The organism is Trichocoleus sp. DQ-A3, from assembly GCF_039961975.1.
In the GTDB taxonomy this organism is placed as follows: domain Bacteria; phylum Cyanobacteriota; class Cyanobacteriia; order Cyanobacteriales; family FACHB-T130; genus FACHB-T130.
This window is the reverse complement of the sequence record NZ_JAMPKC010000023.1, coordinates 39,279-57,394: the sequence shown is the minus strand read 5'-3', so window position 1 is coordinate 57,394 and position 18,116 is coordinate 39,279. Positions and strand designations below refer to the sequence as shown.

The 18,116-nt window shown below is 45.9% G+C and carries 13 protein-coding genes; 3 read left to right on the top strand and 10 right to left on the bottom strand.

Annotated features, from left to right (window positions below; genetic code table 11):
• Positions 1-392: 392 nt before the first annotated feature.
• The 3 genes from NDI44_RS23250 to NDI44_RS23240 form a co-directional block, all read right to left on the bottom strand.
• Entirely contained in the window at positions 393-1,811 is a 1,419-nt protein-coding gene (locus tag NDI44_RS23250) for an adenylate/guanylate cyclase domain-containing protein (RefSeq protein ID WP_199305025.1), read from the bottom strand.
• A 232-nt stretch (positions 1,812-2,043) separates the two neighbouring features.
• The gene (locus tag NDI44_RS23245; RefSeq protein WP_242037205.1) at positions 2,044-3,012 is read right to left on the bottom strand and encodes a molybdopterin-dependent oxidoreductase; all 969 of its coding nucleotides are present in this window, start codon (positions 3,010-3,012) and stop codon (positions 2,044-2,046) included.
• 111 nt (positions 3,013-3,123) lie between these two features.
• Entirely contained in the window at positions 3,124-3,708 is a 585-nt protein-coding gene (locus NDI44_RS23240; RefSeq protein ID WP_190415868.1) for a thioredoxin family protein, read from the bottom strand.
• A 157-nt stretch (positions 3,709-3,865) separates the two neighbouring features.
• On the opposite strand from NDI44_RS23240, the gene NDI44_RS23235 reads away from it, so the two are divergent.
• Together NDI44_RS23235 and NDI44_RS23230 are read left to right on the top strand one after the other, a co-directional pair.
• Positions 3,866-4,372: a hypothetical protein gene (locus NDI44_RS23235; RefSeq protein WP_190415866.1), complete on the top strand. Its 507-nt coding sequence runs from the start codon at positions 3,866-3,868 to the stop codon at positions 4,370-4,372.
• A gap of 588 nt (positions 4,373-4,960) precedes the next feature.
• On the top strand, positions 4,961-5,701 hold the full coding sequence (locus NDI44_RS23230) for a class I SAM-dependent methyltransferase (protein ID WP_190415903.1): 741 nt from the start codon (positions 4,961-4,963) through the stop codon (positions 5,699-5,701).
• Positions 5,702-5,829: 128 nt separating this feature from the next.
• On the opposite strand, the gene NDI44_RS23225 is transcribed toward NDI44_RS23230, so the two are convergent.
• From NDI44_RS23225 to NDI44_RS23200, 6 genes are all read right to left on the bottom strand, one after another.
• The gene (locus NDI44_RS23225; protein WP_190415864.1) at positions 5,830-7,149 is read right to left on the bottom strand and encodes an alkaline phosphatase PhoX; all 1,320 of its coding nucleotides are present in this window, start codon (positions 7,147-7,149) and stop codon (positions 5,830-5,832) included.
• Between the two features lie 212 nt (positions 7,150-7,361).
• Positions 7,362-8,228, bottom strand: a complete 867-nt coding sequence (locus NDI44_RS23220) for an NAD(P)-binding domain-containing protein (RefSeq protein ID WP_190415862.1) — start codon at positions 8,226-8,228, stop codon at positions 7,362-7,364.
• Positions 8,229-8,346: 118 nt separating this feature from the next.
• Positions 8,347-9,012 (bottom strand): class I SAM-dependent methyltransferase, encoded by a 666-nt coding sequence (locus NDI44_RS23215; protein ID WP_190415860.1) that lies wholly within the window; start codon positions 9,010-9,012, stop codon positions 8,347-8,349.
• A gap of 189 nt (positions 9,013-9,201) precedes the next feature.
• The gene (locus NDI44_RS23210) at positions 9,202-10,932 is read right to left on the bottom strand and encodes a M48 family metallopeptidase (RefSeq protein WP_190415858.1); all 1,731 of its coding nucleotides are present in this window, start codon (positions 10,930-10,932) and stop codon (positions 9,202-9,204) included.
• Positions 10,933-11,215: 283 nt separating this feature from the next.
• Positions 11,216-12,064, bottom strand: a complete 849-nt coding sequence (locus NDI44_RS23205) for an AAR2 pre-mRNA splicing protein (protein WP_190415856.1) — start codon at positions 12,062-12,064, stop codon at positions 11,216-11,218.
• Entirely contained in the window at positions 12,064-14,685 is a 2,622-nt protein-coding gene (locus NDI44_RS23200) for a DUF4157 domain-containing protein (RefSeq protein ID WP_199305018.1), read from the bottom strand. Before NDI44_RS23200 ends, NDI44_RS23205 begins: the two co-directional genes overlap by 1 nt.
• 676 nt (positions 14,686-15,361) lie before the next feature.
• Between NDI44_RS23200 and NDI44_RS23195 the strand changes: the two genes are divergently transcribed.
• The gene (locus NDI44_RS23195) at positions 15,362-17,368 is read left to right on the top strand and encodes an AAA family ATPase (RefSeq protein WP_190415854.1); all 2,007 of its coding nucleotides are present in this window, start codon (positions 15,362-15,364) and stop codon (positions 17,366-17,368) included.
• Positions 17,369-17,470: 102 nt separating this feature from the next.
• On the opposite strand, the gene ruvA is transcribed toward NDI44_RS23195, so the two are convergent.
• A complete protein-coding gene (gene ruvA, locus NDI44_RS23190) occupies positions 17,471-18,094 on the bottom strand; it encodes a Holliday junction branch migration protein RuvA (protein WP_190415852.1) in 624 nt (207 codons plus the stop codon).
• Positions 18,095-18,116 lie beyond the last annotated feature (22 nt).

The window sequence follows — 18,116 nt, the reverse complement described above, 5'->3', positions numbered from 1 at the left end:
TAAATAGGCATCATTTGGAACCTTCAACCAGTCGCTTTCCTTCAGATACAGAGGGGCGCAAGAGAAGGGGTGAGGTTCTCCTAGAATACTGAGTAATTAGCAAGATTTATATGAGTAAATTATTCACCATTTTGTAAAAAAAAACTGGCGCATTTGATACATTTTTAAAATCTTAATCAGTTTGTCTAGTTGAAGATTCTTGAGCGCTGCCTTATCGGGTCAAAATCCTCAAAATCCTTGAAGCGGAGACATTAAGAATTTTTAAAATTTCAGCCTTTCCTGGAATATATAACAGTCTTCTTTAATTTGGGAAAAACGAACCGCAGAGGACGCAGAGAGCGCAGAGGAAGAGAAGAGAGGAGCTTATCGAGGAAATAGACTCGGTAAACGACCTACACTGCATCAAGCTCGTAAATCGCTACTAGCTCTTCCTTGCCTTTCACCCGAACAAACTTATCGACTAAGCGCAGGGGGAAAGTGTCGGGGTGGCGCAGCGCTTCGACGATTGGCTTGGTGACGAGGATGGTGCTGTCGTAGTTTTTGGTGAGGCTTTCGACACGAGCGGCTACGTTTACGGCATCCCCAACAACTGTAGACTCGATACGGGAGCTAAATCCAACGGTACCCATGACGACCTCGCCTCGATGAATGCCAATACCGATGTCGATGGTTGGCAAACCTTGATGCGATCGCTCTTCATTCAATAGTTTAAGTCGCTGTCGCATTGCTAACGCTGCGTGCAGAGCGTTGTCCGTCGCTTCATCATCGAAGAGCGCCATAATCGCGTCGCCGATATACTTGTCTATGAAACCGCCGGACTTGTCAATCACTTGTCCCATGCAGGCGAGGTAGTCATTCAAAAATGAAAAGGTTTCTAAGGGCGTCATTTGTTCTGACATTGCCGTGTAGCCCCGAATATCGGCAAATAGGATCGTAATCGTGCGCGTCGAGGCAAAGCCGACTTGGATGTTCTCGATGCCGTCGGGTGCAATCACCAGAAGAAATTTCTCTGGTACGAATCGATGAAAAGACTCGATAGTTTTCTGTAGTCGGCTAAACAAACCTTGTAGCGCCGCCGACATATCATTGAACGCGATCGCTAAAGCGCCGATTTCATCTTTGCGGTAAATTTCAGCCCGATGGTGTAAATCGCCTGCGGCAATTTTGGCAGCACTCACTTGCAACCGCCGCACAGGACTACTGAGTTCTGTTGCCAACAGGTAGGAACCGAAAAGACCCAAGGAGAGAGCAAAAACCCCCACAAACAGCGCTTTTTCGACAGCGATCGCGACCGCTTGATTGACCTGCCGCAGTGACATCCCAATCCGCAACGTCCCAATTTTTTGCCCCGAAGAGTTGCGAATCGCGGCGGCAACTTCGATGGCAGTTTCACCTTGGCGTGCCCGCACTTTGCGGTTGAAAGTAATGTCGCGTAGGAGGAATGTCTCAACAACACGGGTATCGTCATATACTGCCAGCGCCGAGTCCGTTACCCACACAGGCACAATATCGGGAACATACTGTTCCTGAAGTTCGCTTTCGCTGGCGGCGACGATTTGATTTGACAAGCGCACATCGGAGATCAGAATGTAAACAAAATCTGGGTTGCGCTTCAGTAGGAGATTGAAACCGAGCCGAATCTGACCCCAATTTTGGTCTTCAAGTTCGTTCGTCCAGGTATTGGATAAGGCGATCGCTAGCTGCTGGACTTCACGCCGTTTCTGTTCGCGGTAAAGTTGTCTCTCGTTCTTTGCCCACAGCCACACTACAGAACCAACAATCGCCACAATCAAGAGTGTCGTGGCGGTCATAATTCGTGTATGAATTGAACGGAACGCGGCAACTTTCATCAGGGTTAATTGGTAATGGTTACTTGGTAATTTCTAAAAAGTTTGAAATTTTAAATTTTTAGTTTTGAACGAAAAAATCTTCTTGAAACTCAAAACTCTCAAAAGTTAAAACTTTTGAATAAAATAATTTTCTTGGAACTCAAAACTCAAAACTCAAAACTCAAAACTCAAAACTCAGATTAACCATTCGCCATTATTTACTAACCTCCAGTTGTTCCACAAAAGTGAGCCAGCGCTGATTCTCGGATCTCGCTTGACAATTGCTGGGGAAAGCCAGCGTTATCGGACCACCCATTTTGGCAGGAATCGGATTGCGTTCGTTACCCCAGTGCGTGGCAAACAAAATATCGCAGTCTCGCACCTCGTTAGCTGCCAAACGAATTGGATTCAGGGCATTGCGAGAGACGGGCGCTTTTCCCCGAATGATAACCATACGGTTTTCTGGCAGGGTAACACCGGCAGCCGCCAGAACGTCCCGCACGCGCACGCCCGTGAGCTTGACTTTACCAATCGGCCATCCAATCGGGTAGCCAACAGCTTCTTCGATGGTGACTTGTGGCAGTTGGCTGATGGTTTTGGCATCAAGCGGGGTTTCGCCAACGCGCAGTTGCACTGGCTCGGTACCGACAATCAAGTTGGTCACGTAAAATGCCCAAAAACGGTCGGGATACTTTTGCTCAAGCTGCGGGTACTCGGTGTAAGGAAATACCAGAGAAAGCGGGCCGCCTTCGCTGCGGGAAATGGGCATTCCATCGCGCTCTAAAGCAATGATAATCGGGTACGCACGCAAGTCTGCAATGCTGACGGTGGCACGGTAGGAATCGAAAGCGACAAGCGTTACTTCCTTACTATTAGTGATGCCGAACTTGTCGAGCAGTTTAGAGATAGCAACACCCCGAAAGTCAAAAATCCGATCGGGGTTGTTGCTGGTATTATGGGGCGATCGCGTCCGTATATGGGTGGTTGCGATCGCGTCTAGTTCTTGCATAGTCAACCGCACGGATTTTCCCGCCGCCGTTTTCCCCTGAATTTCTAGATTCCACTGTTGCCGCTGTCGATTGTTCGTATGAGCAGCAACCATTGCGGCGTTTTTTTGCATCGCCTCATTTCTCCACGCCTCCATCTCGGTATTCGTTGGTTTCTGATTTTGACATCCGCTCATGAAGGCAAGCAGGAAGAGGCAGCTGGAAAGAGGGAGCCGGGAAGGTTTCATATCATCTTTATAACCTTCAAGCTTGATTCTGCACCCTTCCACAAGTCTCTGTTGCTGCGATTAATGAGGAAAATATGTCGGTTCATTCCCCGGCTTCCACTTGATGTTGCAGCCGATGCTAGGCTTCTGGTCTGAGGGGATTGATTGACCGGCTAACACCGCATCAATTGCGGCTCGTAAATCGTTGCCGTTGACGGGTCGATCGTTACCAGGGCGACTATCATCTAATTGACCGCGATAAACCAAACTTTGGTTGGCATCAAAGAGGAAAAAGTCTGGGGTACAAGCAGCGGTATAAGCTTTAGCAGTTTCTTGAGTTTCGTCGTAGCACAAAGGAAAGGTGAATCCCAGCTCATTCGCCATTGCTTTGAGTGAGTTAGGGGCATCATCTGGATAGTTGCTGGCATCGTTGGCGCTAATTGCCACAATTCCAATTTCTTCTCCGACGTAATCTTTGCCAAGTTGCACGAGTTCTCCCTGGATGTGTTTCACAAAGGGGCAATGCTTGCAGATGAACATGACCAGTAATGCCTGCTTATCGGCAAAGGTGGCAAGGGAAACGGTTTGACCAGATACCACATCCGGCAATTGGAAATCTGGGGCTGTAGTGCCCAGCGCCAACATGGTTGAGGCGGTTCGCACCATTGTATGCACTCCTTAGGTTTTGGTAGACTGCGCTCCCACTTATATTGCTCTACCACTGAAAAAAAAACCAGAGTAAGTAGCGATCGCCTCCCGTTATAGTACAATTGTACTGATTGCGTCCGCATCCAAGTCGTTAGGTAGCCATCCAGCCATCGACATGACAAAACTGCAAGCCAGCCTCAAAGTAGTCCAGATGAAACGTGGCGAAGACCGCCAACCCGTAAAAGGTGATGCCAAACACAAGCGCGTTCCATCGCCAGCGATCGCCAATACTGAAAGACGACCTCGAAAGACAGGCGATTCCAGAAGGTTAATTCCGTCACTACGGGTGAAAACCTATCAGGAACTGCTACAGGAACATCTGAATGAAAAGTTAAAACACCTAGAGGCGCAAGCAACCCAAGTCAATCGGCTTTCAGCGGAGCTAGAGGCAGCAATACAGGAACTCAAGGCAATCTCAGCTCAAGTTAATACAGACTTGAAATCCCTTCGGGGTAAAGCTGACATTTGCGAGTATAAAGCAACCAGTCTCCCCTACGTCGGGCAAAAGCTTGATGGATCGTTAGTGCTGACGGCTCGATCCATCGATCTCTACAAAGCCGAACGGGAAGCTTCGTCGCTGGCACAGAAACTGCGGCGACGAACCGGAAAAAAACGCCGCTGAGAGCTTTAATCGTTTAAAGCAAATATAAGCCCCAGGCTTCCATCCTGGGGCTTATTTCAATGGCTATTGCATTTGCGATCGCTGATATTTCCCAAACCAGTTAAGAGCGATCGCGATAAACTCACGCGATCGCTCTTAACTGAAATTTAGGAAATCGTATTGCGGTTACTACAAATTCTTAGGCTTAGCGCTATTATTTGAATAATCGAAATATATCCTAAATAAATATTTAAGGATGGTTCTTCCTTATCAAAATTTATAATATTATAAGAACTTGAGTAAAGTCTAGATTTCAAGATAAAAAGTTTCTCTTTATCTTGAAGAGAGAACTTTGTTTACATTCTACTAATAAACATTTAGGGAAAAATCAACAAAGGTGTAGGTAAAGGAGTCATTATTTTATAATTAGAACTCCTAAAAAAATGCTAATTTTATTGTTAATCAGACCTTTTACGTGAAAAAAATAAACTAGAGTAAAGAAAGAAACTTTTATTCTTTTTTTCTGGCCTTATACCGAAAATCGTCAAAATTTATTAGTGAGTGACGCTGGTGAAAGAAAATAACTCAAAAGACACGCCGTTGCACGCAATGAATCCACTGAGCCGATTTTCCAACCGAGCAGAGGATTACGCCAAGTATCGACCGAACTATCCAGACGCCGCTATTGATATTATCCTGAAGGGATTAGGAAATCCTTCACAACTGGTCGCCGCAGATATTGGTGCAGGGACGGGAATTTCCTCGCGTTTGTTAGCTCAACGGGGAGTGAATGCGATCGCTATCGAGCCAAACGCCGCAATGAGAGAAGCTGCATCACCGCATTCCTTGGTAGAGTTTCGCGATGGGACAGCAGAAGTCACGAATTTACCCAACGCATCTGTTGATTTAGTGACTTGCTTCCAATCTTTCCATTGGTTTAATCCAGAACCAACATTGCTAGAATTCCGCCGCATTCTCAGGCCAAGGGGACGACTAGCGGTAGTATGGAACGATCGCGATCAAAACGATCAATTCACAGCAAATTACAGCCGCTTAGTTGAGATTGCATCAAACAATCATCCAGCAGAAAAGCGGATGGTTTCAGCTACTCCACTGCTAACCAGTCCGCATTTTCCTGATGTCCACTCCCATAGCTTTGAGTACTGGCAACAGTTAGATTTAGAGGGGCTAATTGGCAGGGTAAATAGTGTATCGTACATCCCTAAAGAAGGATCGGCATACGAGCAACTGGTGGCAGATTTGCAAGAACTGTATGCAAGCGCTTGCAATGAGCGCGGCTATGTATATTTAACCTATACCACGAATGTTTACCTTGCAGATAATGGGTAATCAGAAAGAGTAACTGTAAAGATGCGAAATTCCCTATCTTTGCAAGAATCACCCATTATCCATTACCCATTACCTATTACCCATTACCCATTACCCATTACCCATTACCCATTACCCATTACCCATTATTATCCTTTCGCCCAAGGTCCCCAAATAGCAAAAGTAATGCCAGGAGTTTGGATATTCACGAACATGGTCTGACCATCGGGCGAAAAACAGGCACCAGCGAACTCATTATCATTGATAGCATTCCGAGCAAATTGGTAGAGTTCGCCCTTTTGAGTGACGCCGACTACAAATTGCTCGTCGTCACCATCTTCACAGATGATCAAATCGCCAAAAGGAGCCACAACAATGTTATCAGGACTATCTAATACATTTACATCATTTGGTTCAACAAAAAGTTCAAGAGTGCCGCCTTCTTGTGCTGTTTTCCCAGGAACGTAGCGCCAAACTTGACCGAGTCCGGCAGCGCCACCATCTGTGCAACAAAAGTAAAATTCACCGTTGCCGTACCAGATGCCTTCCCCACGTGTAAATTGGGCTGCACCCTTACTAAAGCCTTCGACGCGGACAGTATCTGTATCCGGGTCGGGATTGTCGATGCGAACCCATTCAACTTGCATTGGTTGACGCACCGGGAAGTTAGTTTTAGTAATTGCTTGGGGCATTCCTTTAATTTTCAGAGCTTCCAAAACACCGCCTTCTACAAGTTTGCCCGGTTGATTTGGAATGAAGCGATAGAAGAGACCATTGCCTCTATCTTCAGTTTCATAAACAATTCCAGTTTTTGGATCGATTGCAACCGCTTCGTGGTTAAAACGCCCCATTGCTTTCAAAGGCACGGGAGTCACAGTTGTTTTTGCATTCGCCGGAACTTCAAAGTTATAACCGTGACGTTGGTTGACATTTCCCGTAATATTAACTGGATCGTTTGTAGCGGGAGTTGATGTATTTTCTTCAGAGCTAATCCACGAACCCCAAGGAGTCGTGCCACCTGCACAGTTGCGGTAGGTTCCTGCTAGGGAAGCAAAATGACTTTGTATTTGGCGATTCGCCCCTACAATTAGAGTTGTTGTGCCACCTTTACAGAGATTATCGTATTTGAGTCCGACAACTTGCGTGGTAGAATTCGGGCTTAATTCGTGATTGCGAATTAAGATAGTTGTGTTATTAGGACCGGGAAAAGCACCCATCCCATCGTGACCACCCGGTACTGGATTGCCATCGTTCATCATGTCTCCAGTCCGAGAGATAGCGCGATATTGAAATCCGCGTGGTAAATCCAATAAACCATTGGGATCTGGAATCAGTGGGCCATAACCTCCCCCATTTACTAATTGACCCCTGGCTGCTTTGGTATAGAGCGCTTCTAGAGGGGACATTAATACAGCACCCGCAGCACTCGCGCCTGCCAGGGTGAAGAATTGCCGCCGTGATAAAGACATGGTGTTCTCCGCGTTTATGCGTTGAACAGCTTAATTGGCGTTCATCAACCTTCGGCAAAGCTTTGATTAAGGCTTGGTTAATTTTTTATTCAGAAAATATTATTGCTTGCCTAGTTTATTCCGTTTTTACTAAAAAATTATGAACGTAGAAGTACGCTAAGAATATTCGCGAACCTTTGCGCTTAGCTTAGCGTAGCTTTGCGTTAAAACACTCATTCATCTTCAGGATTAATCGCAGAAAATAGCGCCGAATAATCCTCATCCGCTAAACCCATGTCCTGTGCCATTTCTAAAATTTGGCGAATACCTTCCAAACTGCTGACATTCAAGCCATTTAACTTAGCTTCATTGAGAAATAAGTTAGTATCTTTGAGCAGATGTTTAGTTGGGAAATTGGGATTTTCATAATTCCTATCTAACATCCGCTGCAATTTCTTATCAAAAGTGGGAGCAAAAAGGGCGCTTTCCCGTAAGATTTGCATAAACAGCTCAACGTCGGCACCTTGACGTTGAACAAAACCTAAACTAAGGGCAAAAGCACTGGTAAGGGAAGCGATTAATTGATTTAATGCTAATTTGACAGCAGCGGCAGCACCGACTGAGCCAATATGTAGAGGTTCAGAGCTAAAATGTTTTAGAAAATCCGACCACTGTTGAAATTGCTCATCGGAAGCACCTACCATGACAATTAATTTACCGGCTTCTGCTTCCGAAATACTGCCCAACACGGGTGCTTCAATATACTCTGCACCCGCTGCAACAATTTGGGAAGCGATCGCTTTACTTTCTGTGGGTGAGATCGTCCCCATTTGAATGACTGTGCGACCTTTTAACTCTTGTCGGGAAGCCTCTGACAACAAAATCTCATCAATTGCTGTAGCGTTTGTCAGCATCAAAATTACGCACTCAGACTCGCGAATTGCCTCTTGTGGAGAGTCGGCAATTTTAGCGCCAGCGTCCTGCAAAGGTGCTAACTTTGACTGAGTACGATTGTATGCAACTACTGGAATTTTAGCGTCTAACAGCCTTTTAGCCATCGGCTGTCCCATCAACCCAGTTCCTAAAAATCCTACTTTCACGATTGCTTTGACCTCTCTAATTCTTGTTGCTGAAGAACCTCACGCCGTCTGCAACACTCCTCAGCGTAAAGAGGGTTGGGAATGAGGCTCAGGAAAGATAACGGCGATTCAAGCGGATTTAAGAGGGATCAACCCAGGCTCGTTCGGCTGTCCAATGGCGATCGCTCGATCGATAAACTGTAACACCCTCCAAACCAGCTTGTTGCAAGAAGTCTTGCACTTCATCCAAGGTAAACGCAGCGTGGAGAGAGTCGTGAAATAACATCTTTTGATGTTTGTTGTAATTTGTACCGATACTTTCCACCAAATTATTCATTATTTCCTCGCTTGGAGGACGAATTAAATCTCGGATGAGAATAGCACCCTGCGGCTTTACCACTCGTTTCACTTCTTGCAAGAATGGCAGTGGATTGGGTAGGTGGTGAAACAGGCTATTGGAAATTACCATATCAAATTTTCCGTCTTGATAAGGTAACTTCTTGGCATCAACAAATTCCAGAATGATTTGTTTTTGCAACCCAGCTTTTTCTACATTTTCTCTACCAAGTTGCAGCATTGATTCTGCCATATCAATGCCGAAAATTTGCCATTCAGGGCGTTGCTGTGCAATTAAGATAGGAATTCGAGCGGTTCCGGTTCCGGCATCCAAAACAGTTGCATTTGTTGTTCCTAGCTCAATTGCCCGTTGAGCAAATGTCCCATTTATTTCTGTAAAGTCCATCGAGTCATATTCAACAGCTTCTTCCAAACTGTCCATGACTTCGGGTTCTAATACTCTTTGCATGGCTTAATGGCTAAGTAGATGGATCTCGTATTTGTCGGATAGATCGAGCAGACGCGGAGGCGCGTTCATGCCATAAGGCTTTATCCTTCTAGGGATAGTACCCCATCAAAGCGTTGTCAATGTTGGGTTTCGTTCCTGAATCTAAGCTACATCAAATGTTTAGGTTGATCGTGTCCACTCGCTGAATTGCTAATTGCGATCGCGCTTTCGTTTGCGTTCTTTTTCCTTCTTCTTTGCCTCGTCGAGAATTTTCTTCACTTTTGCCTTAATTTCGTTGTGTCGCGCTACTCCTTCATAGGCATAGCGGTTGTAGCCGTTAGTCTGAATTAAACTTTCTAAATAGCGAGTCCGCTCATCGGTGATCGGGTGCGTGGAAAGCCAACTGAAGATCGGGCGATCGCGATCTTGCTTGCTTAGCGTCACCATCAGATTCCGCATCCCATCCGCCGCATAGCCGGTAGCACTGAGAATACGAGTTCCGAGAATATCCGCCTGACGTTCCATGTCGCGGCTGTAGTCAAAAACAATCAGATTGGTGACGGTATTTCCAGCATAAGGAATAAATCCGGTCACGCTAGCCGTCAGATTTCCTTGCGTTACTAATTGAAACCCATGAGAGAGGACGGCATGAGATAATTCATGAGCTAATAAACCGGCTAATTCTGCCTCAGAATGGGTGCGAGCGATCGCCCCCGCATTGACAAAAACCTTCCCTCCTGGTAGAGCAAAAGCATTGAGATCGTCATCTAGAACCACAAAAAATTCATACTCAAAATCTTGGCGTCCCGCTACCGTTGCTAATTTATTTCCTATCTCCCGAACGTAATTCAACACCTCTTCATCTTCAACCAGTGGCAGTTCGCGTTTGGCTTGTTTTGCCACCGATCGACCAATCGCAGATTCTCCCCGCAGCATCAGTGCGGCGCTTTCAACGGCAGTCAGAGGGCCAAACAAACTGCCAGTGACAGCATAGGTTAAAGCACCCGTGATCGCATTAGCGATCGCATTCCCTCTCAATTCGGCGCGTAAATGCGATTGATAACGTTTTAGATTCTCTTCCGCTAGCGTTGCAAACTCCGCCGCTTCTGGATGATTCGGGTTAAGCAACGCAAATTGACGTGCTGACAGCGAAGCTTCCAACCATTTTTTATTTTGACCGTATGCTGCAATTTTTGCTTTGAGCAACATCGGTTCGGCGGGATAAAGAGTGCTTGCCCGTTCCAAAACTTGTAAAGATTTTTCTACCTGATTGTAATCTCGCAGCGCTTTTGCATACTCTACCTGACCGGGAATAAATTCAGGATACTGCTCTACTAAAAATTGCAGCGGCACAAAAATTTTGCTTTCCAGTTTTTGTTGTATACCCGCTTGAGCCTCGCGCCAATAAACTCTCCCCGCTGGTGCTAACTTATCCGCGTCAGTAATGGCTTCTTTTCGCTCAGTTTTCTCGGTTGCATTAGCAAAAGGAACTTTTGCCTCCCGGTAAAGCTTTTCAGCCGCAGCAAATTGTCCCCCCAGATAAAGCTTATCCGCTTCAATTATTTTCTCTTGCTGAGCAATTTCTTCTGGAGTTAGTTTCTCCTCCTCAGCTTTTTCGTCTGTATCGGATTCTGGTTTTGTTTCCGGCTTTTCACTTGCTTCCGGACTGGGTTCTGGTTTTGTTTCCTCAGCAGAGGGTTTGACTTCGGGGGTGCTGGTTTCTTCCGTCTTTGGCGTTGTCGGAACTGGAGTGACGATTACCGCCGGAGGTGAATCCTTTTGCGTGTTGGTATCCTCTGGTTGAGGCGTTGGGGTTTCAGTTTTCTTGGGAACTGGAGTCACGATCACCGTAGGAGGCGATGTCGGTTCTGCCAGCACTGCTGCGGGGGAGGCGGACAATAGCACAAGCGTAAAAGCCAAGGAATTCCAGACAGGTTTCATGGCAGAGGAAGATGGAAACTCTAGTTTTCTATATTATGTTTAGAGTTTACCCAACCCATCTCGCTACGACTAGAGGAGCAGTAAGGCGAGGTTGTACCATTTTACGCAGACTTATTTTAGAAACGCGATCGCATTTCCTGTATTTGCGTTTTCGTTAGCGCGATCGCATCCTAAAACAGTTCTGAGGAAATTTCGGTCATTGAGGCATAAAGTTCGTTTATCTAATTAATCTGCCGAGTTTGCGATCGCCTTGGTGCTGGCTATCTCTTGATAGAATGCCATGCTACCCATTCGTCCTCCGTTTTTCCAAATAAGCAGCAAATTCTCGACCTTTCGTCCCCAGTTCCTCGATATCCGTATCGAGCATATCTTCAACCAAATAACTAGCATCGTGGTTAACAAAGCTATTTGGTTCAAACATACTATCGGGCAAGCATTCAAATTGTGCTATCAGGGTATCGATTACAGCCGCAAAGCAATTAGAATTTTGAGAGATTATTCTTTCACCTGCATTATAGATGGATAGAAGTAAGTGTTGCCAGCGGTTAAAAGCTTGTGCATCTCCATTATTTTCGGAATTAACCAGCCAGCGCACAAAAGAAAACTGAAGTTCCCCCAAAAACGCTTCTTCATCGCCTTTATGAGTATCAAATAGAGCTAGTTCAAAGCGAGACTTGTGATGTTGTTCCATCCAGTCAGATAATTCTGCTATTGGCAGATTGACTGGTGGTTCGCTAACTATCTCTTGATGAAGTTGCGGCGGAAAATCGCTGGAATTAATATATTGGGTCAATTTCCTCCACTTTTCCCACTGTTCTTGGGGATAAGGAAAGAGTGCTGTTCCCATAGAACCGTTGATGGCTAATTGTTGATAGGTAGCGACAGATTCGGAATTGTCATCCACAAACTGTTGTAAAGTATAGTCAAAAACTTTAACAACTACCTCATCTGGATGCAGATAGCACCAAAATCCTGGATGTGTTGCCTCAGCCTGAACGCTTACATAATGAACTCCAGGCGGAACCAAAGAAAACCCCCGAAAACCTCCTTTAAGCGGATATTTAAATAAGTCAATCTGAGCAGACAACTTCGGCACATCGCGCAAGACAATTGCAGTGAAAAGACTAGCCATTAAATCCCCCACATCTGACGAGCTAGTTCGACCAAACCAGCAAATTTGTCTTCTGCTTGTTCAATATTTTGTTGCATTTCTGCCCCTACAGAATTATTGCTATCTGCTTTTGGTCGTTGAATTTCATCAAGATTAGGTTGTTCCTCGACTTTATTCTTCTCGGCTGCTTTTTTCGCTTCCTGGTTATTTTGATAGGTTTTTTCAACATCTACCCCAAACTGAAGGATCAGATTGCGGAAACCGGATACGCTATCTGCCATTACTCCAGCAACCGGATTGAGCCTACTCTGTTGCGTTTCACTATTTGCGCCTTCATCCTTGAGCGCGATCGCGATGCTACCTACCTCTGACAAATCATTAAACCGTGCCACTTGAGACGAACCTACTAAAGGAGCAGCAGATTTGAGCATACGGTCTATATATTTACCAGCTTTATATGCAGCTTTCCAAATTTCTGCTTCACTGTACTCGTGCAATACCTTAAGCGTGTCTCCTACTTGTTCTCGGAAGGAGTGGAGATATTCTTCGTCAGATAATTGAAGTTCGACTTTATTATATCTTTCACCTTTTTCATTTTTAATGTTTTTACCAATCTGCTGACCAATTACGGAGAAGTGAACTGCACCCTGAGTAAAATAGGCTTCATTGGCATAAACAATCGAGTGTGAAAGTGCTGTTTTAAGACGCACGGAGTATTGATCAATTTCTTTCTGAAGAGCTATAGTATTTTTGCTTTTGCTAGAATCTTTAAGGTCTTGCAAATACAGACGAATTGCTGCAACTTCATCCAGTTGTTCCTGGTAAATTAGGTTAGCTGCTGCCATCTTCTTCGTATCAGCAGCTTGATGCTTGGAGAGATACTGTTTACCAGCTTCGAGATTCTTCCGCAGGGTGACATAAACCTCATTAGTGCTGGTGTTTATTTGGAGAATCTTCTCCTGAAGTAAACACTGATACTCGTTGTAGTAACCTTCAGCTTCTGCAAAGCGTATACGGAGTTTTTGTTGCTTATGGTATGTTTCTACGTCCATCCCTTCTTGGTACTGAGCGCCTTCGTCGTATGGCTTTAAGCTATCTCCTACAATAGAGGTTTGATATTGTTCCCATTCTTCTTGGGTCATGTGGATTCGCATCTTTAAGATCGACCACATATCTTGATCGGCAGCAAACTTAGTAAAGACATCACCTTTTAGCTCGACTTCCTGTTGCGGAATAATTTTTGCGGTATTCTCGTTTTCGTTCTTATCAAGCGTGAATGGCTTCTTTTCCATGAAGTCTTGAGCATAGACGTTGACATCAAAGACTGTGCCAGGTTCGTTAGGCCATTTGAGTTCTGTCTTGAACAGTTGATTGAACAGCGTGACGGCTGCGATTGAGCCTGCACCTTTGAGATTGACATCAATGTCAGAAGTTAGTGTCTCGCTACCCGCACTCGACCACTTCAGGCGATCTTCCGGTTCTAAGTTCTCGAATTCACCAGTTGCGAGTTCATTATCTCGTATATGTGTTAGAAGCTTGTTAGTCTCCGTCTGACGCAGTTTGATGAAACTCTCCAGCATTAGCTTTTTGAACCAAGGCTGCTTTCTCGAAATCTCTGCTTTCTCCTTGCCTTTCCATTTACCCTCTACCAAGTAATCTCTCACAAGAAACCAGTTTGAGTAGAAATCATTCTTTAATATCTCTTTGGCTTTTTCCTGACTAATGTTAACGTCCTGCTCGCTATTCACCGCGTTCCAAAGGTCATCCGGCGTGCGCTGAATTAACCTACCTTGCACTGCTCCGAATAGCGTACCGCCACTCTGCTGTACCACATGAGTTAACTCGTGGGCAATTAACTCTTGTCCCTCCCGATTTCCAGGTTCGTAAGCTCCCTGACGAAAGAAGATATCTTGTCCTGTAGTAAAAGCTTTCGCTTGAATTGATTGATTGAGCTGGTCAGATTGAGAATCGGTGTGGACTTTAACGCTACTAAAATCAGCTCCAAACGCCCCTTCCATCGGTACACGGATGCTATCTGCCAGTGGCTGTCCGCTACCCCGCGCCCCTTGAATTGAGGCTTCCACATCTTGCGTAACCGTTCCTCCGCTGGCTTGCAGACGCTGCACCATTGGCTTCATCTGAAGTTCGTCTTCCTCAGGAGGCATCTCTTGCCGCTGGACTGGGTTACTCTGACCTGACGACTGAGGAGAGGGCGCATTTATCTGCTGCACTACCTGCGCTGCCATCTGGTCAGCTTCCTGCTCGTATTTATCTCCTGGCTGCCCTATCGTAAGCTTCGTCTGAACCGACAGTTTTTCCTCGCCTTCGTCTTCCAACTCTTGCTGGCGCTGGATAGCCTCCGCCTCGGCTGACATCTGGATATTGTCTTCAACAGTGGACTCAGACTCAGATTGTAGTGCTTCTGCCCGCTCCTGCATTGGCTCAGCCGAATTCAAACTTCTCATCAAAGGATGAACGTAGTCTGCTGGCAAGGGGGTGTAGCTGGGCATTTGCGACTCTGACTGATGCTCGTCAACAGGTTGTTTTGCCTGCACGGTCATTGGAGGTGGGGCAAAGCGAGAGGCTTTCGCCTGGGTTTGCGGAGTCCAAGAGGAAGATTTTTGCACTCTTTTGTAGGTCATATTGAGCCTCTCGTGCCAGCGTGGGAAATTTTTAAGCCTTTAGATCATATCTTTGCTTAAATCGTCAAGGACGCATGGGAATAAATTTTAATAAAATAGATACTCCTCTAGATAGATAAAATCTGTAAATTAGGCGATTTCGGGTAAAGGTGGAAAAATCAATGGATATAGCAGCCACTTCTAACTGGCACAAAGCCAACCCTCACTATGTGATGACCGCAGTGGCAGGGATACATCGAGCATTAGAGACCTAATAGTTACAGCTTCTTTCCATCTTTCCCGGAGAATTACTGAGAAGTATGAAAAAATAAAAATCGTAAATTTGCTGTTGTGCTTTGATAGCCAAGCTGGTTCTAAAAGCCTTTTTCCCTTATCCCGAAACTTTAGCCAAACGACTAAAGTCGCGACTATACAAACAAAGCCTGCCTACGCAGGCTGCTATGAAAAGGAGCGGAACCACACAAACAAAGCTTGCCTACGCGGGCTGTCATGAAAAGGGGCTTAGAATAACCGAATTTGCTACAAAATAAATTAATGATTTTTTAAGCTTAAATACTTAACTTTACGATTTTAATTTGCCACTAAATATATTCATCAATCCAGAGAAATTTGAAGGTGTTTAGTTCTAGAGGCTAAATCCGTAATTTCCTCATGGCGGTTTGAAGTCAGAAAACTAATGAATATCACAACCACCGACCGCTGGTATAAAAGCAATTCCCACTATCTGATGACCGCAGTAGCGGGAGTGCATCGGAAATTAGAGCAGTACATCGATCGCCAGCAGAATCGAGCCGTTGAAGCAGTTGCGGACGAGCAATTGAATTTAGATGCGATCGCTGCCTCTATGTCAACCCCCTCAGCATTAGAGCAACTCTGCACTACCTTCAACCTGTCTCCCTTCGAGCGCAATATTTTGCTGTTGTGCGTCGGTATGGCAATTTTTCCTAATTTCTCAGCCCTGTGCGCTAACGCTCAAGGAAATCGGGAAATGGCTTATCCGACCTTTGGTTTAGCTTTGGAAGTGTTTCCCCAAAGTCATTGGAGTGCTTTTACCCCCCAAGCACCTCTGCGTCACTGGCAATTACTGCAAGTCGGTACAGGTCAAGTCATTACCTTCTGTTCTTTGCAGATTGATGAGAGCGTGCTGCACTATCTCTTTGGCGAACCGTATCAGGACGATCGCCTGATGAGTCTAATTCAGCCCTTGCCTGTAGAAGCGTATTGCCATACACCCCTACAACCGTCCCACCAGCAGTTAGCAGACAGGCTAGCAGCTATCTTGTCTGAAGCGGGAAATTCTTCTACTTTCTCTATCCCGCAACTGTGTGGTTTAGACGTAGGCGACAAATGGGCAATCGCTGTCGCTGCCTGCGCCCTCATGGGGCATCCCTTAAAACTCATATCCGCCCATCGCTTACCAACCGATCCGGACGACCTGATTCATCTGTTCCGACGCTGGGAACGCGAAGTCGCTTTGACAGGTAGTGTTCTGTTGCTGGATTGCGATCGCTTCAATGCAGGTGATTCAGTCCGAGAAACCGCAATTTTGCAGCTCATTCAAGGCACCACGACCCCACTAATGATTACTACAGAAGAACGGCTGCATTCACCACAACGCCCCCTAATTGCCTTCGACGTTCCCAAACTTACCCGCAGCGAACAACTTGCTATCTGGAAAACTAATCTAGGCTCAGTCGCTGCTGAACTAAACGGACACGTAGAGGAGCTAGTCTCTCAATTCAATCTCAGCAGTCCCGCCATTCAATCTGCCTGCGAACAATTAAAAATTAAAAGTGAAAAATTAGAAATTGAAGTAGATTCTCCAATTCAAAATCAGTTATGGGATTTCTGTCGCGTCCAAGCACGTCCACGCCTAGATGATTTAGCTCAACGCATTGATTCAAATTCTACTTGGGACGACTTGGTGCTGCCAGAAGCACAACGCCAGATTCTGCGCGATATCTCCGCTCATCTTCGGCAACGTGCTAAAGTTTACGAAGTCTGGGGATTTGCTGGTAAGAGCAGTCGGGGTTTAGGTATCAGCGCCTTATTCGCAGGGGCTTCCGGTACAGGTAAAACAATGGCAGCAGATGTACTGGCGAAGGAATTGCGGTTAGACCTGTATCGCATCGACTTGAGTGCAGTCGTTAGTAAATATATTGGAGAAACCGAAAAGAACTTGCGGCGGATATTTGATACTGCTGAAGCAGGCGGTGCTATTTTGCTATTCGATGAAGCTGACGCTTTATTTGGGAAACGCACTGAGGTGAAAGATAGCCACGACCGCCACGCTAACGTCGAAGTTAGCTATTTGCTACAGCGGATGGAAGCTTATCAGGGTTTGGCGATTTTGACGACTAACTTGAAAGGTTCGTTAGACCAAGCTTTCCTACGCCGCATCCGATTTATTGTGCAGTTTCCCTTCCCCGATGCCAGCCAACGGGCAGAAATTTGGCAGCGTATCTTCCCCAAAAAGACCCCGACTGAAGGGCTAGATATGAGCAAGCTGGCAAAGCTGAATGTAGCGGGAGGAAATATCCGCAATATTTCCTTGAATGCCGCTTTTCTAGCAGCCAATGCCGGAGAGCCAGTGATGATGAAACATATTCTACAAGCGACCAAAAGTGAATATGTCAAGTTAGAGCGATCGCTCACTGATGTAGAAATTAAAGGTTGGCTCTGATCTGTTTAAGTTGAAGTGCCGATTCCTTACAGGTAGGAATGTCGATTGTGAATTTAGAAACCTGAGTTAAATCGGGACTCCAACGAGAGTGCTGGGAGGAGGTCAATGACTCAACCAAGCGATCGCACCTCGAATCCAATCTTCTGCATTCGTGCTTTTCGCTAACAGGGCATCTTGTCTGACAACTGCGATCGCCTGGGCAACTTCACTATTGCTATATCCCAAAGCCAGTAGTGTCATCTCCACATCTTCTAAAATCGCGGCGGAAGGGCCAGTAGTCGTGCTAGTTACCCCTGCCGAGTGACGCCATTCTGCCAGTTTAGTTTTCAGTTCCAGCGCCAGACGTTCGGCGGTTTTGCTACCAATGCCAGGAGTTTTCGCTAAGGTGCGAGTGTTGCCTGTAACGATTGCTTGAACTAAATCTGATAGCCCTAAGGTGTCTAAGAGGGCGATCGCGCCTCTGGCACCAATCCCGCTGACGCTGACGAGGGCGCGAAATAAATCCCGCTCCGCAGCGGAGCCAAAGCCATATAGGAGGACTTGATCTTCTCGAACTTGTTGGTGTGTAAAAACTTGCACCATTTCTCCCGCCGCCGGTAGCTCAGCCTCCAGGCGCGGCGGGATATGCAGTTCGTACCCAATCTGATTAACTTCCAGAATCAGGATGACGCGATTGGCGGTGCTTTTCTGGATGCCAGCTACCGTCCCTTTGAGATAGCCGATCATGCAAAGATGTTGAGGATGTAGG